This is a genomic window from Hoyosella subflava DQS3-9A1 (assembly GCF_000214175.1).
Lineage (GTDB): Bacteria > Actinomycetota > Actinomycetes > Mycobacteriales > Mycobacteriaceae > Hoyosella > Hoyosella subflava.
This window is the reverse complement of record NC_015564.1, coordinates 3,129,359-3,151,066: the sequence shown is the minus strand read 5'-3', so window position 1 is coordinate 3,151,066 and position 21,708 is coordinate 3,129,359. Positions and strand designations below refer to the sequence as shown.

Sequence of the window (21,708 nt, the reverse complement as noted above, 5' to 3'; positions counted from 1 at the left end):
CCGAATGATTAGCATCGCATACGTTTGATCGGAGTTTACGTGAGTGACGCTGTGAACACTTCAGAGCCGAAGCGCACACCGATACTCAGCGAACCGGAATCGCGCGCTGTCCGGCGCGGCGTGCCGGACCCTGGTATCGCCCTGCCGTACGTCTCGATCCCCACTCTCGCGTTGTGGGTCGCCTCGCTCGCACTGTGGGTGTTCGCGACCTGGCTCGTGCTCGGTGCTGGCGTAACGGCGTGGATCACGGTGCCATTGCATGCCGTGGTCACATTCACGATGTTCACGGTGCTGCACGAGACCACACACCATGCTGCGGGTCGCGAAACCTGGGTGAATGAGGTGCTTGGTCGTCTTTCAGTGCCATTTGTCGCGGCGTACGGGGCGTTCCCGCTGATCCGCTTCATCCACATCGAACATCACCGCAACACCAACGAGGAGATCACCAGCGATCCCGATGCCTGGACAAGCCACGGGCCCGCGGCGCAACTTCCGTTCCGGTGGGCGACTATCGACATCTGGTACATGGCGTTCTACCTGCGCAAATCGTTTGACTGGAAAGCCCTCGGCCGGTGGGCCCGCAGCGGGTTCCGTGAACGGGATGGGCAGATCGTGCACCGGCCGCGCCGGGAAGTCGTCGAGTCCGTCGCCGTCCTCACCGGAACACTCGCGGTGTTCGCGGGGCTCGTCGCGGCAGGCCTGGGCTGGTATTTGCTGGTCATCTATCTGATCCCGCAGCGCATCGGCCTGACGGTGCTCGCCTGGTGGTTTGACTGGCTTCCGCACCATGGCCTGGCCGCAACAGCAGCAGAGAACCGGTTTCACGCCACCCGCGTCCGTGTGGGCTGGGAGTGGCTACTCACCCCTCTCATGCTGTACCAGAACTACCATCTGGTGCATCACCTCCACCCAGCTATTCCCTTCTACCGGTACGTTTCCGCGTGGAGGAACAACGAACAGGCCTACCTCGAGCAAGACGTTCCGATCGCCAGCGCGTGGGGCCGGGAGCTCACCACCTCCGAGTACCGGGCGTGGCGCCGGCTTTCCGACTCGTTGCAGTCAGGCCGCAGCGGGGCAGGCAGCCAGGACTTCCATCAGCTCACTGTCAGCGAGGTACGGAAGCTGACACCGGATGCCGTCTCCATCGCGTTCGACGTCCCGGATGAACTGCGCGACACGTTCCGCTTCACCCCCGGTCAGCATCTGACGCTCGAGCTGACTGTGGACGGCACGCGTCATCGCCGCACCTATTCGATGTGCACGTCAGCGACGTCGGACCTCGTCCGGATTGCGGTGAAGCAGATCCCTGACGGTGTCGTCTCCAACTATCTGAACAACGAGCTGAAGCCGGGCACCGTCCTTGATGTCATGCCCCCATCGGGGCGTTTCACCCTCGACCACAAGCCCGGCACCCGGTCGCATTATGTGGGCATCGCCGCGGGTAGTGGAATCACACCCATCATTTCGATGCTCGCCACCGCGCTCACCGTCGACGAAGACGCGCGCTTCACCCTTCTCTACGGAAACCGGACCAGCGAGAGCACCATGTTCGCCGACGAACTCTCCATGCTCGCCCGCCAGTTCGAAGGACGTCTCCGGATCGTCCACTACCGCACCGGCGATGCCAACGAAACAGCAGGCAGCGCCTACGAGCGCATTGAGCGCGGCCGCATCGAAGCAGAGGCGCTGCAGGAGATTGCGCACGATGACGTCACCGCCTGGTACCTATGCGGGCCGCAGGAACTCATCGACGCGGTGCGCTCGGAGCTGAATGACGTTGGTGTGCCGGATGATCGAGTGCACCTCGAGCTGTTTTACGCAGAGGCGACGACCGGGCATGGCGTTGCGTCCTCCATCACCGCGCACATCGGGGGTAAGGCTTACTCGAACGTCAGCTCGGGGGAGGAAACCGTCCTCGAATCTCTGCTTCAGGTCGGCGCGAACGCCCCTTACGCGTGCATGGGCGGAGCCTGCGGGACGTGCCGGGCGAAACTCCTCACCGGACATGTTGAGATGGACACCAGCTATGCGCTCTCGAACGAGGAAAAGGAGGAGGGGTACGTTCTAACGTGTCAGGCACGCCCAACAACACATCAGGTGGACGTCGACTACGACGCTTGACGCGCTGACCAGAAAGGTTCACATCACGTGGCATCTCTCGAATCGAAGACGATCATCATGTCTGGTGGCTCGCGCGGGATCGGGCTAGCGATCGCGCTGCGCGCGGCGAAAGACGGCGCGAACGTCGCTATCGTCGCGAAGACCGATCAGCCGCACCCGAAGCTTCCGGGCACCATTCATACTGCTGCCGAGGAGATCGAAGCGGCAGGGGGCAAGGCACTGCCGATTCTCGGTGACGTGCGCTCAGATGAATCCGTCGCCGAAGCTGTCCAGAAAACCGTCGATGCGTTCGGTGGAATCGACATCGTCGTGAATAACGCCAGTGCGATCGACCTTTCCAACACGTCGGACCTCGCGATGAAGAAGTACGACCTGATGCAGGACATCAACTGCCGCGGGTCGTTCCTGCTGTCGAAAACGTGCTTGCCGCACCTCAGGGAGTCAGCGAAAGCGGGACGTAATCCGCACATTCTGACGCTGTCACCGCCGCTGAACCTCAACCCGAAGTGGGCCGGTGCGCACCTCGGCTACACGATCGCGAAGTATGGGATGTCGCTGACGACGCTTGGCCTCGCTGAGGAACTGAAGGACGATGGCATCGCCGTCAACTCGCTGTGGCCGCGCACCACCATTGCGACCGCCGCGGTGAAGAACATCCTCGGCGGTACCGAAATGGTCGACAATTCGCGCACACCCGAGATCGTGTCCGATTCGGCGCATCTCGTTCTCACCTCGACGGGTGCGTCCGGCAACTTCTACATCGACGACGAGGTCCTCGCTGACCACGGCATCACCGACCTCGACAAGTACCGCGTCACCCCAGGCGATGGCCCGCTGATGCAGGACATCTTCCTCGACTGAAACCCCGCCCTCCCGCAAATCGAGCCCTCCCGCAAATCCAGCGGCGGAGGTCCATGGAACTGGCCTTTTTCAGGCGTTTTCGGTGACCTCCGCCGCTGGATTCGGCTTAGCGTTTATCGACCCACCAACGGGGTGGCAGGATGATGCCCGACGGATGCTTGCTGGGCCAGTCGCTGGGCTCGGGGTCGACGGGGCCGAGTACGGGATCGTGCTTCCACCAGCGGATGGGTTCGTCACGGACCGGGTTAGCGTCGAGCATCTGCGCGAACCTAAGAGTGAGTTCGTCGAGGCGGCCAAACGCGATCTTCCAGCCGAATCGGCACAGGTCGAGCGTCAGCCTGCGCAGGACCCATTCTCTCTCTTGCTGATTCGCGATAACGTCTGCCGCGTCGGGCCGGTTGTTGTATTTGACCGCGCCGTCCGCCTCAAACCCCGCCCAGTGCCATGGCCACAGCCCGTCGAGCCGGAACATCGGCTTTCCGTTTCCCACCCAGGCATTGGGGATGGGAAGTGGCAAGTAGCCCGCGTAGGCGGCGAACCTGCCAACGGATTCCAGCGGTGATTCTGCAGACGGTGTCGCGTGTTCCGCCACCCATCTGGCCCGGGCAATCCCACTGCGTCCCCGCATGTCTCGGACCGCGTTTTTAAGGTTCGCTCCACGCCTTAAAGCGCGATCGCCGATAGCGAGCGCGATGGGCAGCGACGAGGCGAGCGCAATCGTGCTGGCGGTGTAGCCAACACCAGTCGCGGGGATCCCGCCATAATCGCGGAGATGTTGCCCGGGAATGCATTCACGGCGGGTGCGGCCGTACTGATTACGCTGGTTTCCCTCCGATTTCGGACCTGTGCGTGCCGCCTCGGGTAGCTGCGGCGGCTGGCCCAGCAACGGCAGCCCATTTTGCGTCGCTGCGGACCACCCGCGGAGATATGTGTCCTCCCCGCACGACCGCACGTAGGCGCGCGATGCTAGCGCGTACTGGTCCCAGTTGCTCAGGCCAGCCCAGAACACGGGGTCGGTGTACTGGCCATGCGCCAGTTTCATAAGCAAACCCTGCTTGTACAGGGTGTGAAGGTACTGGCGTGCTTTCGGTCTGTCTGCGCTGATCACTCCTTTCCCAACTGAGATCGCCGTTTGTATCGAGTGCGGGAGTTGCGTCCTTCTGGGTCGTGCCATGTGTGATCAGCTTCGCGGCACGCGCCTGGATTGCGAAACATTTCTCGGCGAGCCCTGTGGATAACGCCATCCTGTGGATAACCCCGCGCCCACCCCGTCGTCCGCCACTAGGCCTCCCGAATCCAGCAGCGGGTGTCGTCGAAAACGGCTGAATTTCGACTGTTTCCGTTGACGTGCGCCGATGGATTCGGAGGGGAGGACGGGGCGCGGTCTATGGTCAACCTATGTTCGACGTTGAATCCTCGGACGGCACCCGTCTCGCTGTCTGGCATGAAGGGAGTGGACCGCCGCTCGTCATGGTGCACGGGTCACTGTGCGACCACACGCGATTCGATCCACTGGTGGCTGTGCTGAAAGACCACCTCACGGTGTACGCGATGGACCGCCGGGGTTTCGGCGCGAGTGGTGACAGCCCGCAATATTCGATTGAACGGGAGTTCGAGGACGTCGCTGCCGTGGTCGACGCGGTTTCGGCCCGGCACGGGGAGCCCGTCACGCTGTGGGGGCATAGCTACGGGGCGAACTGCGCGATGGGCGGCGGCACCCTCACCAGAAATGTCACCGGCCTGATCTTGTACGAACCCAGTTTCGGGCTCGTGTACCCGCGCGGTTCCGTCGCAGCGGTCGAGACGGCGCTCGCCTCAGGTGACAGGGAGGCCGCAATCCGCTTGGTGGCTGTCGGGATTCTGGAGATGACCGACGCTGAGGTACGTGCGATGAGGGAGAGTCCATTGTGGCCAAAGCGACTCGCGGCCGCACCGACGGTCCCCCGGGAATGCCGTGCCGAGGAAGACTGGGTGTATCGGAGCCGCCAGTTCGCCGAACTCACCGCCAGAACTCTCATCCTCACCGGCACTGAAACTCCTGAGACGGTCCGGATAACAACGGCACGCGCGGCCGCTGCGCTCCCGAATGCGCATGTCCGCACGCTCGAAGGACACGGACATTTCGCTTTCCAGACGGATCCAGATCTGGTCGCGTCGATCATCATGGACTTCGCCGACGAAACGCCGAGCAGCTAGTCACCCTCTCGCGAATCCATCGCCGGAAGTCAACAAACCCAGGGATTTCCGGGGGTTATGTTGACATGCGCCGCTGGATTCCGGCGCCGAGGACTGGCATCGATATGAGCACGGCGGAAGAGGGTGATCGCGCTCTCACCCTGGGGTGGCTATCGATAATGCGCAGGTGGCAGCACGATCAGAACGCACCGTCCACCTATTGAGGAGTCACCATGGCATTTGAGGAACTGAAGAGGAAACAGAGCGTCATGTGGGGTACCGGCCCGTACGAGCGCCTTCCCGAGCATTACGCACCGCTGCTCGAACACCTCGCGACCGCCGCGGCGCCCCGCCCGGGCGAACATGTTCTGGATGTTGCGACGGGAACCGGTGCTCTCGCGACGCGGCTTGCACGGACAGGCGCGAAAGTCACCGGCATCGACCTTGCGCCGGCACTGATCGAGACGGCGAAACGTCTCGCCAAGGAAGACGGCCTGTCTATCGACTTCGAGGTCGGTGATGCGGAGAACCTTCCCTACGCCGACGGCACGTTCGACCTGGTGGTGTCGAATGTGGGAGCGATATTCGCGCCCGACCACAAGGCCGTCGCGAAGGAACTCGCACGGGTGACGCGCCCTGGCGGACGCCTGGGTCTCGGCAATTGGAGTCCGGAAAGCGGCGTCGTCGACATGTTCAAGGTGATGGCGAAGTACATGCCGCCTCCACCGGCCGGGGCCGGGTCCGCCTTCACCTGGGGCGATCGCGAGTACGTCGAGGAAATGCTGGGCGACGCGTTCGACCTGACTTTCGAAACGGGTGATGCGCCGCAGAAGGGTTCCTCAGGTGAGGAGGTCTGGGAGTTGTTCGCCACGGTGTACGGGCCGACGCGGACGCTCGCGGCGAACCTGGAGCCCGAACGCCGCGCGCAATTGCGCCAGGATTTTGCGGACTTCTTCGAGGGGTATCGCACCGCTGAGGGGATTCATCAGCCGCGGCCGTACCTCATCGTGCTCGGGACGAGGCGCTGACGCGAGGCCGCCCCTCCCGAATCCATCTGCGCAGGTCGCCTTAACGGCCCAGTTTTCCGGGGTTGTGTTGACCTGCGCCGCTGGATTCCGGGGGAGTAGGGGGCAGGGCATCGAGGATGAGGGACAGGCCGAATTCGAACTCGTCGTCGGTGTCGTACCCCTGCCCTGAAGCCCGGTCGGCGATGATCGCCGTGAGATGCGGGTACGTGTCGTCCGGCAGGTCGCGCAGAATGTCTCCGGCGACCTCGTCGAGTTCGGCGGCGCTCGTGAACGGCAGGCTGAGTTCCTGGAGGGCGAACCCGTAGATGTAACTGTCGATCACTGAGATGGCACGCCCGGCCATTTCGATGGCGAAACCGCCCCCGAGCAGTGCGCCGAGGACGGCGTCGTGGTGCCGCAACGTCTCCGGTCCGGGCTGGCTGCGCGAGTCCATCAGGCCAACGGCCCAGGGGTGACGGAGGAGCGCCGCGCGCGACGAATGGGCCCGCTCGCGCATGGCGGTTTTCCAGTCGCTCCCCGCCGCTGGCAGTTCGATCTCGCTGAATACCGCGTCGACCATTCCGTCGAGAAGGTTCTCCCGGCCTGTGACGTGGTTGTACAGCGACATCGCTTCGACACTGAGCCGCGCAGCGACGGCTCGCATGGTGACCCCTGTTTCGCCCTTTTCATCGGCCAGCGCAATTGCCGCGGTGACGATTCGCTCCCGGCTGAGCGGCGCTCGCTCCGCTTTCCCTAATCGACCCCTGCTGCGCTCGCTCAAAGCTCCTGCCCCTGATTCCCGTTGACCTACTTACACCGTAAGCGTAGCGTGACTTACAACGTAAGTTAAGCAATCGACACAGAAAGCAATGGGATATGAGCACCACCAAGAAGGTGTGCATCGTCGGCGCTTCGGGGAAACTCGGGCGATACATGGTTCAGCACGCGCTGGACCGCGGATACGAAGTCGTCGGCGTGTGCCGCGAACGCAGCGTCGGAAAGCTCGCCGATTTCGCAGACCGGATCACGATCGTTCCCGGGCCCACCAATGACCGAGACGTCATCCGGAAGGCGGTCACCGGGTGCGACGGTGTACTGACCGTCCTGGCGCCGTGGGGCGTCCAGCAGTATTCGTCGGGAACTGCACAGGCAGTGCTCGATTACGCCGAACCCGATGCACGGCTGATCTTTTCGTGCGGCTGGCACATCGCCCGCGATGGCAAGGACACGTACTCCTGGCGATTCCGGGCAACCGTAAAACTCATCACCTGGCTGGCGCGCGCCGTGCGCGCCGTCGAGATCGATGACCAGGTGGAGGCGTGCCGACGGATATTCGCCAGTGACCGGAAATGGACCGTTGTCCGCGGCAGCGACCTGGAGGAAGGCGAGAGCCAGGGATTGCCTGTGTGGAGTCGTCACGTCGGCGATCCAGTCCTCGAAAGCAATCTGACGCGACGCGTGGATTTCGCGCTGTTCATGGTGGAGGCGCTCACCGACGACACCCTCGTCCGGGAGGCTCCGGCGATCGTTGGTCGTCTCGCGCCCAGCGCCGTAAATCGTTAGACGCCGAAGAAGGCCACTTGTAACGTTAGCTCCAGGCTCAGCAATCCTAGGGAGGCGTGATGAGCCGTGACTCTCGCCGCATTGTCGGCTCCTTGCTGCTCTTGTCGATAGCCACGTCGCGGTACGTCGGTGACGTACCAGCCCGAATGCGCTGATCACGTGGCGACGAACTGAGCACTTTCGGACAAGCAAGGCCGAGACAACCTGTGAAATATTCGGTTTACTCGATGAGTTTTTCTCCATAGGACTGTCTGTACATCAAAGAACAAAGATCGAGCGCGCCACAGGGGCGGGCATGTAAAGGGGAGCGCGATGACAGAGTCAGAACTGTCACAACACGCGTCGGCGCCAGCGATTGAGACACGGGGGCTGGTCAAACGGTTCGGGCAGACAGTCGCCGTCAACGGCGTCGACCTCACCGTGCCGCGTGGCGGTGTCTACGGGGTTCTCGGGCCGAACGGCGCGGGCAAGACAACAGTGATCCGGATGCTTGCGACGTTGCTGCCGATCGACGGCGGCAGCGCGCGAGTGCTCGGGCACGACGTGATCGCGGAGGCGGAGGCGGTGCGGCAGAAAGTGTCGCTGACCGGGCAATTCGCGTCACTCGATGAAGACTTGACGGGCACTGAGAACCTGGTGCTGCTAGGCAGGCTGTACGGGTATTCACGGTCGGCGGCCCGGGATCGCGCCGCTCAGCTGCTAGACGCATTCGGGCTGACGGAAGCAGCGAAACGTCAGGTCAAGAACTACTCGGGCGGTATGCGGCGACGTCTCGATATCGCGGCCAGCATCATCGTGACACCCGAGTTGATTTTCCTTGACGAACCGACCACGGGCCTGGACCCGCGCAGCCGCAACCAGGTGTGGGAAATCGTCCGCGCGCTCGTCAAAGGCGGCACCACTGTGCTGCTGACGACGCAGTACCTCGACGAGGCAGATCAGCTCGCTGACCGCATCGCGGTGATCGACCACGGGAAGGTCATCGCGGAAGGAACAACCGGCGAGTTGAAAGCATCGGTCGGTTCGGGTGCGCTGCACGTGCGGGTCGCGGACCCGGCGCAGCGAGCGGACGCAGCGAGCGTGCTAGAGCGAGTATTGGGCGTCGACATCGTCCTCGAGTCGGATCCTTCGGCGATGACCGCGCGGGTGAACGACCCGACGACGGTGGGTGCGGCGCTACCAGCTCTGCATGACGCTGGCATCAACGTCACGACGTTTGCGCTCGGCCAGCCGAGCCTTGATGAAGTGTTCCTCGCGCTGACTGGCAAACCCGCTGAACCGGAGACGAATGGCAGCGGCACCAGCGAAGGATTCGAGAACATAGCGGCCCAGGAGGCACTCCGATGACAACAAGCGCAGAGCGTATTGATTACGCGGCGGCGACGCCGAAGGTCATCGCGGATGTCCTGAACGCTCCGGGACCGCGGCCTTCGCGGGCGAGTTCAGTGTCGACGTCACTGACGTTCGGGCATCGCGCACTGCTGAAGATCAAGCATGTGCCGGAACAACTGTTTGACGTGACGATGTTCCCGATCATGTTTATCCTCATGTTCACCTACCTGTTCGGTGGTGCACTCGCGGGTTCTCCACGTGAGTACGTGCAGTTCTTGCTGCCGGGCATTCTCGTGCAAACGGTCGTCATGATCACCATGTACACCGGGTTGACGATCAACAAGGACATCGAGAAGGGTGTGTTCGACCGGTTCCGGTCGCTGCCGATCTGGCGGCCCTCGCCGCTGGTGGGGGCGCTGCTCGGTGATGTGGTGCGCTACACGCTGGCATCGATCATCGTGATGCTCGTGGGCATGGCGATCGGGTTCCGGCCGAGCGGCGGCATTATTGGTGTCACGCTCTCGATTGTGCTATTGCTGGCGTTCTCGTTCAGTTTGTCGTGGATCTGGACGATGCTTGCGATGCTGCTGCGCACGGAGCAGGCAGTAATGGGCGTGTCGATGTTCATCCTGTTTCCGCTGACATTTGCGAGCAACATTTTCGTTGATCCAGCGACAATGCCGGGCTGGCTGCAGGCATTCGTCAATGCGAACCCGATCAGTCACCTTGTGACGGCGATCAGGGGCCTCATGGGTGGTTCACTCGAATTCGCTGACCTCGCTGCAGTGGGAATCTGGTGCGCAGTGTTCATCGCAATATTCGGGCCACTATCGATGCGGCTCTACAACCGGAAATCGTAGTCCGGACACAACAAATCCGGGGAGGCGGTTAGGGGACCTCCCCGGATTTGCAATTTGTGCAACGATATGAATACGAATCAGTGATTCGACTATCACATCGCTACGTTTTTTGGTTTGTAGCTATCTCAGCCACCGATCAGGTCGTTGAGGAATGCGAGCGGGTCATCGCCGCCGCCAGGGTTGCTGCCCGGGTTCCACGGAATGATCGGCTGGCTGTGAGTCTGGTCAACGTTGACCCAGTTCTCGCCATCCCATTCCTGGTAGACCTCGTGGCCGCCGGTCACGACATCGAGCACGGCGGCCTGGCCTGCGTTGTAATCTCCGATGCCCGAAAGGAGGTCCGCTAAGTGCGATAGATAGGGGCCATTTCCAATAAGCACGGTGAGGATTGCGCCGAGGATGCCGGGTTGTGGCGCCGAAAGTAGATCAGGGTCCATGGTTCCACTCCTTGTGGTGCGATTAGTAGGCGCGGGTGCATTCACGCCCCGGTAGTGATTTAACCGACCCTGAGAGCAAGCTATGAAGGCATCCTCACAGATTTGATCACGTCGTTACCAATTGGTGCTGATTCCGCTACAATTGCTATTTTCGCATGAAAAGCATCGGACCTCGAAGAATTCACGTTTTTGTTACTCCGGCGTTGCCCGAATATGTCCGCTTTAGGAAGTTTTGGCGTCAGAGTGGTAACAATACCCGCTAAAATCTGGGTCTATTCCGCGTGTAAAGCTAAAGGGGACCGCGTTATCGATTGAGCGTTCCAAACGCACAGTCGCTTCACGTGCGCCCTCCTGTTTCATTCGCCCGCCGTACTCAGAAACACCCTGTTACTCTCGTCACATTCTCAGACTTCCGCTTGGGGTTCTCCACGAGGCAGGTGCCGTCATGCAACCAACCCATACGACCGCGCACTCTTCAAAGCGTCCGTTGCGCCGCGCCGCTTTCGGCGTCGGCAGCGTCGGTGTCCTCACCTCCGCGGCGATCGCGTTTCCCGGTGCAGCGGCCGCGCAGCTGCCTGCTGAATGCACTCAGGCCGGTGATCAGGTGACGTGTGTGTACGACACTGCTGGCCAGCACGAGTTTGTCATTCCCGACGGTGTGGACACGCTGAATGTCACCGCGATCGGGGGGCGCGGCGGACGGACTATTAACACTTTCTCCAGCTTGGGTGGGACCGCGGAAAGCACTCTGAGCGGCCTCACCGGAACCTTGTACGTCCTTGTTGGTGGTGACGGCGCAACGGGCGGGGACGGCGGTGCGGGCGGCTTCAACGGCGGCGGTTCGGGCGGTTTTAACTCCGGAGGTGGTGGGGGCGGTGCGTCCGATGTGCGCACCGACCCAGATGACGTGTCCTCCCGCCTCGTCATCGCCGCTGGCGGTGGCGGAACGGGGGGAGGCGGTGGGGGCGGAAATGGCGGCAACGCCGGTCTGCCTGGTAGCGACGGCACAGTTGGCTCTGTCGGCGGCGGGGGCGGCGCGGGAACCGGCGCAGCAGGTGGCGCTGGGGGAGATCCTGGAGGAGGCAGTGCGGGAACCCTTGGAGCCGGTGGAGCGGGCGGTTTTGTAGTGGGCTTCGGCGGCGGCGGTGGAGGAGGCGGCCTCTACGGTGGCGGAGGCGGGGGTGGCAACCCGGAGACTGGCGGAAACGGCGGTGGCGGCGGAGGCGGTTCCTCGCTCGGCGACGTCACAGGCGTCGCGTCAGCCAGCGACATAGCGAGTGTCACCATCGTCTACACCGCGCTGGAAGAGCCTCCTGTCGACCCGGGCTGTACGGGCTCGTTGTGCATCGACTTCGGGAGCCTTTTCGCGTTGAGCTAATCTCGCCGCCAGCGGGCGACTAGTTCTCGATCACGACGTCGGTGCGGAGGTCCTCGGCGAGCAAGATGCGTTCGAGTTCGTCGAGGAACGCGATCATTTTGCCCCACGCGGCGCCGACGGTTGTGGCGCCGTCGATGACGTAGGCCTGCCCCGCTTTTGTCGCAGCGAGTTCGGCGAAGACAGGTGAGTTGTACAGCGGGTTGTCCGCCCGCTGCCCCTCATCGTCGGAGTAGTCGAACACGAGCACCACGTCGGCATCATGCTGGCCTAGGGTCTCGATGCTGTAATCCTCGAAGTCGCCGGGACCCTGCTGGGGGGCGGGTCGCAGCAGGTCGAGTGCTTGCATGACGGTTCCGGTTGCCTGGCCAATATCGACTCGGTTGAACTGGCCGGGCTCGTACTGGCTGATAAGTGAGATGGACAGTGTGTCCTTGCGGTCGCCGAGCTTGTCGAGGAAGTCGTCAACCCGGGCGCGGAAGTCGGCTTGCATCTCTTCAGCCCGGTCCGTCTCTCCGGCGAGATCGGCGAAGTCGAGTAGCGCATCGTCGAGAGGGCGATCGAAGACCTGAATGAGCACGGTGGGGGCGATCGCGGACAGGTCGTCATACATGTCGCTGTCGTACTCGTATCCAACGATCACATCGGGGTTGAGAGCGGCTATTTTCTCCAGGTTAGGAGCGCCGTAGGGGCCTACGGGCTCGACCGAGGTGGTGTCGTAACCGTCGGTGCGGCGGAAGCGGATCTGCCCGCCGTCGAGTTCGATCCCGGCGCTGCCAACTGGGGTGATCCCCAGTTCGAGCAGTGGCAGCAGAGCGTTCTGATCGGTTGTCGTGACGATCCGCTGCGGTTCGACGGGTATCTCGGTCACGCCCTGCGAATGGGTGAATGCACGGGTTTCGGCGTCCCCTGTGTCGTTGAACGAATTCCCGCATGATGCGGCGAGAAGGGCGACGAAGGGGAGAGCGGCAGCGGCTGTGAACTTTCTGGCAGGGCAGAAGGCAGGCCGAGTCGGCGGGATCATGGGGGCGCTCCTGGGCAGCGGGAAACAGTCGGCATGAAGCTACTGCACGAAAAGTCGGTGTGGTGAAGTACGTGCGCTGCCTTGGGTTTTCTACTACGCGGCCAACGGGATCGATTTTGTGAGGGGCGAAGAACGTCCTCGACGCAGCAGTTCGCCAGCCGTCCACCACGGAATCGAACTAGTGTTCGATTTTGTGTTATGCTCGGGCTGGCGGCCGGGCGGGGGAAGCGTCCGGCCGCCAGCCACAAACCAGGGGGTGTCAGATGTCTTGTGGCGGTTAATCGTGAAGGTTCGTGCTCATCGCCTGCGTCAGCGAAGCGATCGAGCTGATGCCCGGGGGGCGCGGGACCTGCCTTGAGGAGCACCCGCAGCGTCAGCCGTCTGTCCAGGAGCGGGCACCGACCCGTCTACGCAGTCCACGTCGTTCTGCACGCATTCGGAGACGCTGCGTCGGCTCCGGCTTGCGCCCAGAGCCGACGATCTGTCGCGCCCAATGACGGGGTCTCCTCGCCCCAGTCCTCGTCGAGACTGCTGTATGTCCTCGGCGGCCGTCTCAGACGATGGTCACTTGGCGACGTACGCGACCAGCGGCGGCTCGACGCCATGGCGCTGCATGACCTCGGCCATCTCTGCCGGTGGCGAGGCGAGGGAGGCGAGGAAGCCCTCGACGTCGTCGACGTCGGCACTGACGGCAACGGACTTGCTGCCGTCGACGGCCACGTGGTCAGCGACGTTGGTTCCACCGATCTCGGTGATCGCCTCGGCGCGCTCCGCCTTGAACGAAAGCCACGCGTCCACATCCGCGACGTTGTGGGTAATGATGAGTCTGGGCATGTCGGTTTCTCCTTGGTCAGGTGGTGAGTTTCTTGAGGTGGTTCTGGAGGCGTCCGAGCATGCGGATCAGCCGTTCGCGCTCGTCCTCGCTGAAGATGCCCATCAGTTCCTCATCGCTTCGGCAGATCACGGCGCTGGCATCGGAGACGACGTCACGGCCGCTCGGGGTGATCGACACCAGGACGCGCCGTCGATCGTTCGGATCGGGAGCGCGCTCGGCATAGCCGCGCCGCACCAGTGTGTTGACGAGACCGGTGATCGTGGCGCCGCGAGCGACGATTCGCTCACCGATCTGCGTCGGCGTGATGGGTCCCTCCGCTCCGGCCAGCACCATCAGCAGGTTGTAACCGCCCTTGCGCAACCCGAGCGGAGCCAACAGGGACTCCATGCGGCTCGAAGCGAGTTCGGAAACGGCCATGAAGTTGATCGATACCTCCACTGCCGATGCGTCGACGTCAGGGTTGTCGGCGATGAACTCGTTGCTGACCCGGAATCCGATCCGCAGGTCGCGCGTCGTCATGCAGCGCGGACCGCCAACGGCTGGAAGCCGATGAGGCCGAGGACACGATCGGCGACCGGGGCCGACTCAGGGACGGGCACGACCGGCCCGAAGGCACCGTGCTCGCGGAAGGCCTCGAGCGGCAGGGAGTTGTAGAAGTCCCACAGCAGCGCCGCCACTCCCGAGTCGATCGACGCGTCCTGCCCGGTGGACTTTGCGACGTCCCATGCGTGGACAGCGATCTCACCCACGTTGATCAACAGCGCCCTCGGGGCTGGGAACGAGCCGAACGGGTAGGTCCGATCGCCGTCGAACGCCCCGTCGATCTTCCACGCCGCGATGTTGGCGGCCGCGACCTCACGGCAGGCCAGCGCAGGATCGGTGCCGACAACGTCACCGGAGTCCTCCCCGAGTGCCTGGCCCTGGTTCACGAGCGTGAACATCCAGCCGACACCGAAGACGTGGTTCAGCAACGTCTTGACGTCCCACCCGTCGCATTGCGACGGTGCCGTCATCTGGGCGGGTCCCAGATCGGCCGTCGCGTTTCTCATCGACTCATACGCACGCTCGAGAGCGGTGACCGAATCCATCTTCTACCCCTCGCCTCTGGGGACCCACTAATTAGGAACCTTATAATTAGGATCCTAAGGGATGTGACCCCGCTGGTCAAGCACTTCGTCGTCGATGCCGTCGACGGCCACGTGGTCAGCGACGTTGGTTCCACCGATCTCGGTGATCGCCTCGGCGCGCTCCGCCTTGAACGAAGCCACGCGTCCACATCCGCGCTCAACACCTTCGCCGCATCCGAACTCAGGAAGAGATACCCACCACCGTCAGAGCCTGGGAATCGACATGGGAACGATTCATCCCGTTTTTGGGCTTCTCGGCCGCGGTCCGCAAGATCATTCACACCACGAATGCGATCGAATCGCTTAATTACTAGCTCCGAAAGGTCATCAAAACCCGCGGTCACTTTCCCAGCGATCAGGCTGCCGTCCAGCTGCTCTGGCTTGCAATATGCAACATCGAAGGCCTAACGCCTCACTGGTCTCGCTACCGCACCGACCGCTGCCAGCGCGACGGCCAGCAGTACTGCCGCGGTAATCGCCTGACCGCGACTCGCTCCTGCAGTGGTTGCTGCAGGGGGCGTCACAGTAGCGCTCGTCCCGATGAACGACGGTGCCGGCTCGGGCGCGGACGGGTCGGCGTCCGCCCAGTGATAGCTCGATCCGCCCTCACATCGTTGAGAGGTGGGGAACAGGAACACCTCTCCGGGTGCGCCCGTGATGTGCGCGGTGAGCACAAACTCGGCACGGTCACCGTCTGTGATTGGTGGGCCCGACCACGTGATGACGTCACCGTGGATGTGTGCATGCCAACCATCCGGTTCGTCGGTCGACCGCGGTTCGACGCCACCGGGCACGGTGAGTTCAAGCGCGACGGTCGGGTCACCCTCGCACCCGTGCTCGAAGGCAAAAACCACCGACGTCTCTCCGCCGCCAACGGGTTCTACCCGGTCGACCAGGACGTGTGCTGCAGCCGGCGCACCCGCGATCACCCCAGACAACACCACCGCTGCCGCCATTGTGACGCTGCGCCGAATCGAACTGGTCATTCCGCCACCTCCACGGTGACTGTCGCAACGGGATTATCGAACCGGGAAAGCCGGGCGCTGACCGTGATTTCCCATTCGCCAGGCAACGGTAAGTCGAGTACTGCCTCGTACTGTCCCAGCCCCGTCTGGGTCACGGAGGGGGAGAGCGGGCCGATACCAGGATCGGGCATGAACACCCGTAAATCGGGTTCGCTCACTGCATCGATGGCCTGTCCGTCCTCGTCCCGCATGGTGAACTCGAACGCGTTGATTCCCACCCGCAAGGGCGACACGTGTGCGTCAAGGGTCGCCTCGCCGAGCGAGACTGAGTACTGCCCCGTCTCGTCACGTGGCACCGTGGTTGGGCTTTGGGAGACGAGAAACGCGGTAACTGACGCAACGCCGAGGAGCAGCACCGCTTCAGCGCCCACGATCCGGCGGAGCCTGCGCAACGAATCCGGCCGGGAACCCACCGTCGGAACGAGCTTCCACCTGTTCCACGCCGCCAGAAGGACCACAACAGCTACAGCACCGGCCTTCACCATCAGAGTGACGCCGTACCGTGTACCGGTCAGAGCCTGCAGCGAGTCCAGAATTAGCCACGCCATCACAATCCCGGTGATCGCGGAAGCCGCCAGCACCGCCGCTGCGATGCTGGAGAAACGCACCACAGCCGCTGCGGCGCCGCGCTCACCCGTTCGGAGCACCAGGGCGAGACCGATGAGGCCGCCCAGCCACAGCGCAGCCGCCGTGACGTGCACCGCGTCGCTGGTCAGCAACACAACCGGCGGACCGAACGTTCGCGTATGCCCCGTCAGCACCAGTGAACCCAAAGCAAGCCCAGCGCCGCCGCACGCTATCGCCGCCAGAACTCGCCCTGGGCTGCGAGAGGCCACGCTCGTCGCAGTGACGGCACCGGCAAAACCGAGAATCCCCAGCATGGCCGCGATCGAGGCCGCTGAGAAGGATCCCGCAGTGTGGAAGCTGTCCCGAATCGCATCCCACGTAAAGACCGAAGTAAGCCCAAGGCCGTTCTGCCACACATACGCGGCGGGAACATAGGCGATCATTCCGCACGCGGCAGCGACAGCAGCCCATCGCATGGTCCGCATACCGCCGCGCGTCAGCGCGGTCACGAAGAAATGAAAGAACACGAGACCTGCAGCGGTGAGACCACCGAGATACATCACAGCCTGCGTGCCTACCGTGAGTGCTTCGGTGCCCGGTGCCGCAGCGGGTGGCGCCACGTCAGCGACAGTGTCACTCGGTGCACCGACACTGAACGTGAAAGCGCCACTGATGGGGTGACTGTCTGCCGAGATGACACGCCAGTTGACGATGTAGGTGCCATCGCTGAGGCCGCTTTCGAAAGTGACAGCAACCGATGCGTCAATCGAGATGGCGTTGCTTTGCACTGCGTCGCCAGTCGCGTCGAGGACGGTCACCCCATTTGGAGGTACGGCGACGTTCTCGTTGAACGTGAGTGTGACTGTGTCCGGCGGGGAGTCGAGAACCGCGCCGTCACCTGGGTCGGTTCCAAGCAGGACAGCGTGGGCCGCAGCCGGGAGCGCTGCGAAAATGAATGCTGCGAACGTGAGCAGCAGCGCCCCGGCTACGGCTTTCACTGCCCCGGACACGGTCCGCGAAGGGGACAGCATCACGGGCCTCACACTAGGTGCGGCGGGTGCGAACGAGTGCGGCGCCACCGAGAACGACTGCGACTGCCGAGAGCCCTAGCGCGGCGACGGAAAGCCCCGAAACGCCCGCCGAATCGGTGTCGGCAGCGGTGGTGTCTCCGTCATCGTCCGCCGACGCCGCAGTTAGCGTCACGGCTGGTGCGGGGTAGTCGAAGTCGCTTGCATCCTGACCTTCGGCGGCGATCTGTGTCCACGCTACCTCGCCCTCTTCACACTCCTGGATGGCAGGGAAGTACAGGGTCTCGCCGGGAGTCTCGGGCAGGCGGACCGACAGCTCGAACGTGTCCCGCAGGTCGTCGGGGAGTGGCGTGTTCGCCGTGTATACGACCTCGGCTACCCGCTCAGTGCGCTCGCCGCCGTGGCCGTCCTCCACGGGAGGATCGAGCCGCTCCATGACCTTCTCCACTTCCCAGTTGGGGTTCACGGTCGGTGTCACGTTCGTGAACACCTCAGGGATCTGAATCGCGACCGAGGTTGTCGATGCGCCATCGCACCCGTGCGGGATACCGACTGTAAGCACCGAATATTGACCGGCTTCGGTGGTGTTTGCGGAAACCGTGACGTGGGCTGCGGCAGTTGCCGGTGCCAGGAAAGCGAGAGCGACAGCAGCGGATCCGGCCGCGGCCGCGCGCGCAAGGATAGACGTATTCACAGGAGTTGCCTTTCAGAGGAGAGCGAACCCCTCGCACGTCGAAACCGCGCGCGAGGAGCGTCGAGTGACACCCGCAGCGAACTGCCACGGGCGTTAAGTCTGATTAGACGAACACGTGTGGAGGGCCACGGCGGGTCGCGCGGCTCGCTTGCGCGGCGAGCTGGCGCAGGTCCAGCGGGCTGTAAACGATGTCGGCTGCCGTCGGTGCCCAATACGGAGCGGGAACGACGAGGCTGAAGAGCCACAGGCCGACGAGCCATGACCACACTGACCGCAGGAGTCTGTCGCCATGCACCACGATGGCTGCGCAGATTGCTGTCGCGAGAACGTGGGCAGCGATCATTATTGGCGACAGGGTCGCGACCGCGGCGTGGCCGGTGTGCGACGGTCCATGACCAGACGTTGCGGTGAGGTCGAAGAAGCCGTGAAAGCCCGCTTGTGCGGTACCAAACAACAACACCGCACGGCCGAATGTCATCGGCGCGCGCGACAGCCGGTACGCACCGAGCGCGGTGAGAACGATGAGGATCGCCACTGCGAGAAGATCGGACGAATGCCCGCCAGCCGCGCTGTGCAGCACGAGTGACAGCACGACAGTGACCGACGCGAGCACAAATGCCCGCACCGCACACACAATTCTGTCAGTGGGCGCTGCCACGCGAGAAGGATACTTCAGTGACCGTCGGCAGTTACACGGGCTGCGGCAGAGGGCGTGATGCGTCGGCGCCGCGATGACCGGCGGTTCACCCTGGCTCAATCACCCCGGTATCCGTCACGGAACCAATCAACCGTTCGCGAACACTAGGTCGAGTGCCGTATTGATTTCCGCGATCGCGTGCTCCCGTGCTTCTTCACTGCGGTCGGTGACGGTCTGCAGCGTGGCGCCATCCGCGACGGCGAGGAGGGTGCGGGCGAGGGTTTCGGCAGGGAGGTGGGTGACGGCCATGCCGGAGTCCTGTGCGACCTGGACAAGGCGAGTGAGCACGGCGCGGAGCTGATCGAGGCCCTCGTGGTAGACGCGTGCCAGCTCTGGGGTGACGATCGAGCGCGCGGCGAACGCGATGAACATCCGGGTTTCGGTGCTGCGGGCGTCATCGAGCGGCAGTAGTTGGAAAAGTAGTCGACGGATAGTGTCGTGCGGGCTCCCGGACCGGTCCATCGATCGGATCCGGTCGGTGAGTGCATCGGCGTAGTGCCGGAACGCGGCGAGCAGCATCGCGTCTTTCGTGCGGAAATGGTGCTGCACTGCGCCGATGGAGAGGCCTGCGGCCGCGGCCACTTCACGAACGCTCACGTGATCGAGGCCCTGTTCGGCGGCGATACGCACGACGATGCCCGCGAGCTGTGCGCGCCTGTCGATCTGTCCCATCACGCCACCCATACAAATGTATTGCCGCCTCCGCCGTACGACTGTATGGTAGTACGAAACTGCCGCCAATACAGTCGTATGGTTAACCTGGGGAGGGGTCCTGGCAATGGAGGTAGCTGGAACTACCACCGCGTCACGCGAGGTGAGATCGACGCGGAACGCGCTGCTTGATGTCGCACGCGGGGTGGCGATCCTTGGCACGCTCGCCACCAACATCTGGATCTTTGCCAACCCCGCAGGAATTATCGGGTTGCTCGAACAGCCCGTCCTGCCTCTCGACGACGCCGCGTCGTGGGCCGAAGCGGTATTCCGGTCGCTCGCCAACGGAAAGTTTCTGGCGCTGCTCACGATCCTCTTCGGTGTGGGTATCGAAATACAGCGTCGCTCAGCGGAACGACGCGGCCAGCGCTGGCCCGGCCGCTACCTATGGCGGGCGGCGATACTCCTGCTCGACGGAATTCTGCACTACCTGCTCGTCGTCGAGTTCGACATTCTGATGGGGTACGCCGTCACCTCGATGATCGTCGCCTACCTCGTCCTGACGAGCGACACGGCGCAGCGCCGCTGGATGATCACCGCGGGCACCGTTCACGTCCTGCTCGTCAGCCTCGTGACGGTCGCGCTACTCGCTGATCCGCTGCCGACCGCCCCTGACCCGGCAGTGCTTGCCGAAGGTGTGCGCCTGTTTGCCGACGGAACTTGGTGGGAGCAGGTGCAGTTCAGGGTGGAGCATGCCGGCATGCTCCGCGCTGAAGCGATCTTCGTGATTCCCTACAGCGTCATGCTCTTCCTGGCTGGCGCGAAGCTTTACCGTGCGGGCGCATTCGACGCCAGCAGTCGCGGCAGGCAGCTGCGCACGCGGATGCTGATTATCGGCTCCGTTGCGCTTCCCGCCAACATGGCGGTCGGGCTCGCGGGCGGATCGTCGCTCCTCATGGTCGACCGCTACATACTGCCGCCACTTGTGGCCCTGTTCTACATCGCGCTCACCGCGATAGTCGTCGACCGTCTGCGGGCGGGATCACCGCTGATCGCCGGGGTATCGAACGTCGGACGTATGGCGCTGTCCTGCTACATCGGGCAGAACATTGTCGGCTCAATCCTCTTCTACGGCTGGGGATTCGGCCTCGCTGCCACACTGGAACCGCACGGCCCCTGGCCGGTATTCGCGATCTACCTCGCGCTGTGCGCGGCTCTGATCGTGTTCAGCACAGTCTGGCTGCGATTCTTTCAGCAGGGCCCGTTCGAAGCGGCGTGGCGGTACGTCTACGAGCTTCCGTGACAGAGGCGACATTCGTGACAATCGACTCGGGCGTCACAGCCCCTTAACTGTCTGCCCACCTCGCAGCGACAGCCCTGACAGTTGTCGCTTCGAGGTGGGCGGCCAGTGTCAGGTCTCGCGACCCCGGTGGGGTGGGAGGGAGGGTAATCTGCGACAGCGGTACGAAAGCAGGAAGGTGACGTGGACACTCCAGGCGGCAAGTACGGTGGTGAAACTGCGGCGCAGCGCAAAGCGCAACGGCGTGGCCGGCTCATCAGCGCGGCACTCGACATCGTCGCAGACGGGGGAGCGGGCAGGCTCACCGTGCGCGGCGTATGCGGCACGGCACGCCTCAACGACCGCTACTTCTACGAGAACTTCAGCGACTGTGACCAGCTTCTCCTCGAGGCGCTCGAACAGGAAATGGCCCAGGGTGTCGAACACCTGCTGGGCGCCGTCGGTGCCGCCCCAGCTGAGATCCGGGCGAAAGTCCGTGCGGCAGTGGAGGCAGCGTTCGACTTCGTCGTCGCCGACGAGAGGCGCGGGAAACTACTGATCGCGGCGCAAACCTCTGAAGCGCTGCGGCCACGGCGCGACGAACTGATCCGGTCGCTCGCTCAGATCATGTCCATCCAGTCGATGGAACTGCTAGATTCGCGCCACCTCTCCGAGTCTGACGCTGAACTAGCAGGGCTCAGTCTGGTCAGCGGAGGCCTCGAAGTCGCGACGATGTGGCTGCGCGGCGAATTGTCGGCAAGCAAGAAGCACCTGGTCAACTTCATCGTTGCGCTGATCCTGACTACAGCGGAAATGTCGACTGCGCTAGAACGGGAACTTACCGACTGAAGCCCGGTGCGCTCCACGGTGGTCACAGGCGCGAAGGTAGTCGTCGTAGTCTTTGCAGGCCGCCAACGGGGGAGTCCACGTCAGCAAATATCGGTGCACGAGTGTGCACTAACACTAAGGGCGGTATCCTTACTGAAATCGGAAAGTGTGACGTGAACATAGTGTTTCCATTGAAGTAAGTCTGGAAGTCGCGCAGCAACT

The 21,708-nt window shown here is 63.2% G+C and carries 23 protein-coding genes and 1 pseudogene; 11 read left to right on the top strand and 13 right to left on the bottom strand.

Features of this window, described 5'->3' with window-relative positions:
- The first annotated feature begins 39 nt into the window (after window positions 1–39).
- Together AS9A_RS14790 and AS9A_RS14785 are read left to right on the top strand one after the other, a co-directional pair.
- A complete protein-coding gene (locus AS9A_RS14790) occupies window positions 40–2,121 on the top strand; it encodes a fatty acid desaturase (RefSeq protein ID WP_013807870.1) in 2,082 nt (693 codons plus the stop codon).
- A 27-nt stretch (window positions 2,122–2,148) separates the two neighbouring features.
- Window positions 2,149–2,982, top strand: coding sequence for an SDR family oxidoreductase (locus AS9A_RS14785; protein WP_013807869.1), 834 nt, complete (start codon window positions 2,149–2,151; stop codon window positions 2,980–2,982).
- A gap of 106 nt (window positions 2,983–3,088) precedes the next feature.
- Here AS9A_RS14785 and AS9A_RS14780 read toward each other — a convergent pair whose 3' ends face one another.
- Entirely contained in the window at window positions 3,089–4,024 is a 936-nt protein-coding gene (locus AS9A_RS14780) for a hypothetical protein (protein ID WP_148262478.1), read from the bottom strand.
- 356 nt (window positions 4,025–4,380) lie between these two features.
- On the opposite strand from AS9A_RS14780, the gene AS9A_RS14775 reads away from it, so the two are divergent.
- Together AS9A_RS14775 and AS9A_RS14770 are read left to right on the top strand one after the other, a co-directional pair.
- Window positions 4,381–5,178, top strand: coding sequence for an alpha/beta fold hydrolase (locus AS9A_RS14775; protein ID WP_013807866.1), 798 nt, complete (start codon window positions 4,381–4,383; stop codon window positions 5,176–5,178).
- A gap of 212 nt (window positions 5,179–5,390) precedes the next feature.
- Complete coding sequence (locus AS9A_RS14770; RefSeq protein WP_013807864.1) at window positions 5,391–6,185, top strand: class I SAM-dependent methyltransferase; 795 nt, start codon at window positions 5,391–5,393, stop codon at window positions 6,183–6,185.
- Window positions 6,186–6,225: 40 nt separating this feature from the next.
- Here AS9A_RS14770 and AS9A_RS14765 read toward each other — a convergent pair whose 3' ends face one another.
- A complete protein-coding gene (locus AS9A_RS14765; protein ID WP_013807863.1) occupies window positions 6,226–6,945 on the bottom strand; it encodes a TetR/AcrR family transcriptional regulator in 720 nt (239 codons plus the stop codon).
- Between the two features lie 95 nt (window positions 6,946–7,040).
- On the opposite strand from AS9A_RS14765, the gene AS9A_RS14760 reads away from it, so the two are divergent.
- From AS9A_RS14760 to AS9A_RS14750, 3 genes are all read left to right on the top strand, one after another.
- The gene (locus AS9A_RS14760; protein WP_013807862.1) at window positions 7,041–7,727 is read left to right on the top strand and encodes an NAD(P)-dependent oxidoreductase; all 687 of its coding nucleotides are present in this window, start codon (window positions 7,041–7,043) and stop codon (window positions 7,725–7,727) included.
- A gap of 312 nt (window positions 7,728–8,039) precedes the next feature.
- Window positions 8,040–9,074, top strand: coding sequence for a daunorubicin/doxorubicin resistance ABC transporter ATP-binding protein DrrA (locus AS9A_RS14755; RefSeq protein ID WP_013807860.1), 1,035 nt, complete (start codon window positions 8,040–8,042; stop codon window positions 9,072–9,074).
- Window positions 9,071–9,919 (top strand): ABC transporter permease, encoded by an 849-nt coding sequence (locus AS9A_RS14750; protein ID WP_013807859.1) that lies wholly within the window; start codon window positions 9,071–9,073, stop codon window positions 9,917–9,919. The genes AS9A_RS14755 and AS9A_RS14750 overlap by 4 nt, the downstream gene beginning before the upstream one ends.
- Window positions 9,920–10,044: 125 nt before the next feature.
- Here AS9A_RS14750 and AS9A_RS14745 read toward each other — a convergent pair whose 3' ends face one another.
- Window positions 10,045–10,356: a hypothetical protein gene (locus AS9A_RS14745; protein WP_013807858.1), complete on the bottom strand. Its 312-nt coding sequence runs from the start codon at window positions 10,354–10,356 to the stop codon at window positions 10,045–10,047.
- Window positions 10,357–10,801: 445 nt separating this feature from the next.
- On the opposite strand from AS9A_RS14745, the gene AS9A_RS24360 reads away from it, so the two are divergent.
- The gene (locus AS9A_RS24360; RefSeq protein WP_013807857.1) at window positions 10,802–11,734 is read left to right on the top strand and encodes a hypothetical protein; all 933 of its coding nucleotides are present in this window, start codon (window positions 10,802–10,804) and stop codon (window positions 11,732–11,734) included.
- A gap of 19 nt (window positions 11,735–11,753) precedes the next feature.
- On the opposite strand, the gene AS9A_RS14735 is transcribed toward AS9A_RS24360, so the two are convergent.
- The 5 genes from AS9A_RS14735 to AS9A_RS24800 form a co-directional block, all read right to left on the bottom strand.
- Entirely contained in the window at window positions 11,754–12,755 is a 1,002-nt protein-coding gene (locus AS9A_RS14735; RefSeq protein ID WP_013807856.1) for an ABC transporter substrate-binding protein, read from the bottom strand.
- A gap of 564 nt (window positions 12,756–13,319) precedes the next feature.
- On the bottom strand, window positions 13,320–13,589 hold the full coding sequence (locus AS9A_RS14730; RefSeq protein WP_013807855.1) for a hypothetical protein: 270 nt from the start codon (window positions 13,587–13,589) through the stop codon (window positions 13,320–13,322).
- Window positions 13,590–13,605: 16 nt separating this feature from the next.
- Entirely contained in the window at window positions 13,606–14,109 is a 504-nt protein-coding gene (locus AS9A_RS14725) for a MarR family winged helix-turn-helix transcriptional regulator (protein ID WP_013807854.1), read from the bottom strand.
- Window positions 14,106–14,678: a TIGR03086 family metal-binding protein gene (locus tag AS9A_RS14720; protein WP_013807853.1), complete on the bottom strand. Its 573-nt coding sequence runs from the start codon at window positions 14,676–14,678 to the stop codon at window positions 14,106–14,108. Before AS9A_RS14720 ends, AS9A_RS14725 begins: the two co-directional genes overlap by 4 nt.
- Before the next feature lie 54 nt (window positions 14,679–14,732).
- Window positions 14,733–14,858: a hypothetical protein gene (locus AS9A_RS24800; protein ID WP_013807852.1), complete on the bottom strand. Its 126-nt coding sequence runs from the start codon at window positions 14,856–14,858 to the stop codon at window positions 14,733–14,735.
- Window positions 14,859–14,947: 89 nt separating this feature from the next.
- Between AS9A_RS24800 and AS9A_RS23750 the strand changes: the two are divergent.
- Window positions 14,948–15,118 (top strand): annotated as a pseudogene (locus tag AS9A_RS23750) (transposase); the annotation flags it as partial.
- A gap of 3 nt (window positions 15,119–15,121) precedes the next feature.
- Here the strand turns inward: AS9A_RS23750 and AS9A_RS22795 are convergent.
- From AS9A_RS22795 to AS9A_RS23885, 5 genes are all read right to left on the bottom strand, one after another.
- The gene (locus AS9A_RS22795; protein WP_013807851.1) at window positions 15,122–15,703 is read right to left on the bottom strand and encodes a DUF1775 domain-containing protein; all 582 of its coding nucleotides are present in this window, start codon (window positions 15,701–15,703) and stop codon (window positions 15,122–15,124) included.
- Window positions 15,700–17,340, bottom strand: coding sequence for a copper resistance protein CopC (locus AS9A_RS14710; protein ID WP_013807850.1), 1,641 nt, complete (start codon window positions 17,338–17,340; stop codon window positions 15,700–15,702). The genes AS9A_RS22795 and AS9A_RS14710 overlap by 4 nt, the downstream gene beginning before the upstream one ends.
- A gap of 13 nt (window positions 17,341–17,353) precedes the next feature.
- Complete coding sequence (locus tag AS9A_RS14705; RefSeq protein ID WP_013807849.1) at window positions 17,354–18,031, bottom strand: YcnI family protein; 678 nt, start codon at window positions 18,029–18,031, stop codon at window positions 17,354–17,356.
- A gap of 103 nt (window positions 18,032–18,134) precedes the next feature.
- Entirely contained in the window at window positions 18,135–18,689 is a 555-nt protein-coding gene (locus AS9A_RS14700; RefSeq protein ID WP_013807848.1) for a hypothetical protein, read from the bottom strand.
- Between the two features lie 126 nt (window positions 18,690–18,815).
- Window positions 18,816–19,400, bottom strand: a complete 585-nt coding sequence (locus AS9A_RS23885; protein WP_158307373.1) for a TetR/AcrR family transcriptional regulator — start codon at window positions 19,398–19,400, stop codon at window positions 18,816–18,818.
- A gap of 106 nt (window positions 19,401–19,506) precedes the next feature.
- On the opposite strand from AS9A_RS23885, the gene AS9A_RS14690 reads away from it, so the two are divergent.
- Window positions 19,507–20,682, top strand: coding sequence for a DUF418 domain-containing protein (locus AS9A_RS14690; protein ID WP_013807846.1), 1,176 nt, complete (start codon window positions 19,507–19,509; stop codon window positions 20,680–20,682).
- Between the two features lie 180 nt (window positions 20,683–20,862).
- The gene (locus AS9A_RS14685; protein ID WP_013807845.1) at window positions 20,863–21,507 is read left to right on the top strand and encodes a TetR/AcrR family transcriptional regulator; all 645 of its coding nucleotides are present in this window, start codon (window positions 20,863–20,865) and stop codon (window positions 21,505–21,507) included.
- Window positions 21,508–21,708: the final 201 nt, after the last annotated feature.

Coding starts and splice junctions, on each gene's coding strand:
- AS9A_RS14730 (WP_013807855.1), bottom strand. CDS start 13,589: ATGCCCAGACTCATCATTACCCACAACGTCGCGGATGTGGACGCGTGG.
- AS9A_RS14720 (WP_013807853.1), bottom strand. CDS start 14,678: ATGGATTCGGTCACCGCTCTCGAGCGTGCGTATGAGTCGATGAGAAAC.
- AS9A_RS14735 (WP_013807856.1), bottom strand. CDS start 12,755: ATGATCCCGCCGACTCGGCCTGCCTTCTGCCCTGCCAGAAAGTTCACA.
- AS9A_RS14750 (WP_013807859.1), top strand. CDS start 9,071: ATGACAACAAGCGCAGAGCGTATTGATTACGCGGCGGCGACGCCGAAG.
- AS9A_RS14745 (WP_013807858.1), bottom strand. CDS start 10,356: ATGGACCCTGATCTACTTTCGGCGCCACAACCCGGCATCCTCGGCGCA.
- AS9A_RS14780 (WP_148262478.1), bottom strand. CDS start 4,024: ATGAAACTGGCGCATGGCCAGTACACCGACCCCGTGTTCTGGGCTGGC.
- AS9A_RS24360 (WP_013807857.1), top strand. CDS start 10,802: ATGCAACCAACCCATACGACCGCGCACTCTTCAAAGCGTCCGTTGCGC.
- AS9A_RS14725 (WP_013807854.1), bottom strand. CDS start 14,109: ATGACGACGCGCGACCTGCGGATCGGATTCCGGGTCAGCAACGAGTTC.
- AS9A_RS14710 (WP_013807850.1), bottom strand. CDS start 17,340: ATGCTGTCCCCTTCGCGGACCGTGTCCGGGGCAGTGAAAGCCGTAGCC.
- AS9A_RS14770 (WP_013807864.1), top strand. CDS start 5,391: ATGGCATTTGAGGAACTGAAGAGGAAACAGAGCGTCATGTGGGGTACC.
- AS9A_RS14775 (WP_013807866.1), top strand. CDS start 4,381: ATGTTCGACGTTGAATCCTCGGACGGCACCCGTCTCGCTGTCTGGCAT.
- AS9A_RS14755 (WP_013807860.1), top strand. CDS start 8,040: ATGACAGAGTCAGAACTGTCACAACACGCGTCGGCGCCAGCGATTGAG.
- AS9A_RS14690 (WP_013807846.1), top strand. CDS start 19,507: ATGGAGGTAGCTGGAACTACCACCGCGTCACGCGAGGTGAGATCGACG.
- AS9A_RS22795 (WP_013807851.1), bottom strand. CDS start 15,703: ATGACCAGTTCGATTCGGCGCAGCGTCACAATGGCGGCAGCGGTGGTG.
- AS9A_RS23885 (WP_158307373.1), bottom strand. CDS start 19,400: ATGGGACAGATCGACAGGCGCGCACAGCTCGCGGGCATCGTCGTGCGT.
- AS9A_RS14760 (WP_013807862.1), top strand. CDS start 7,041: ATGAGCACCACCAAGAAGGTGTGCATCGTCGGCGCTTCGGGGAAACTC.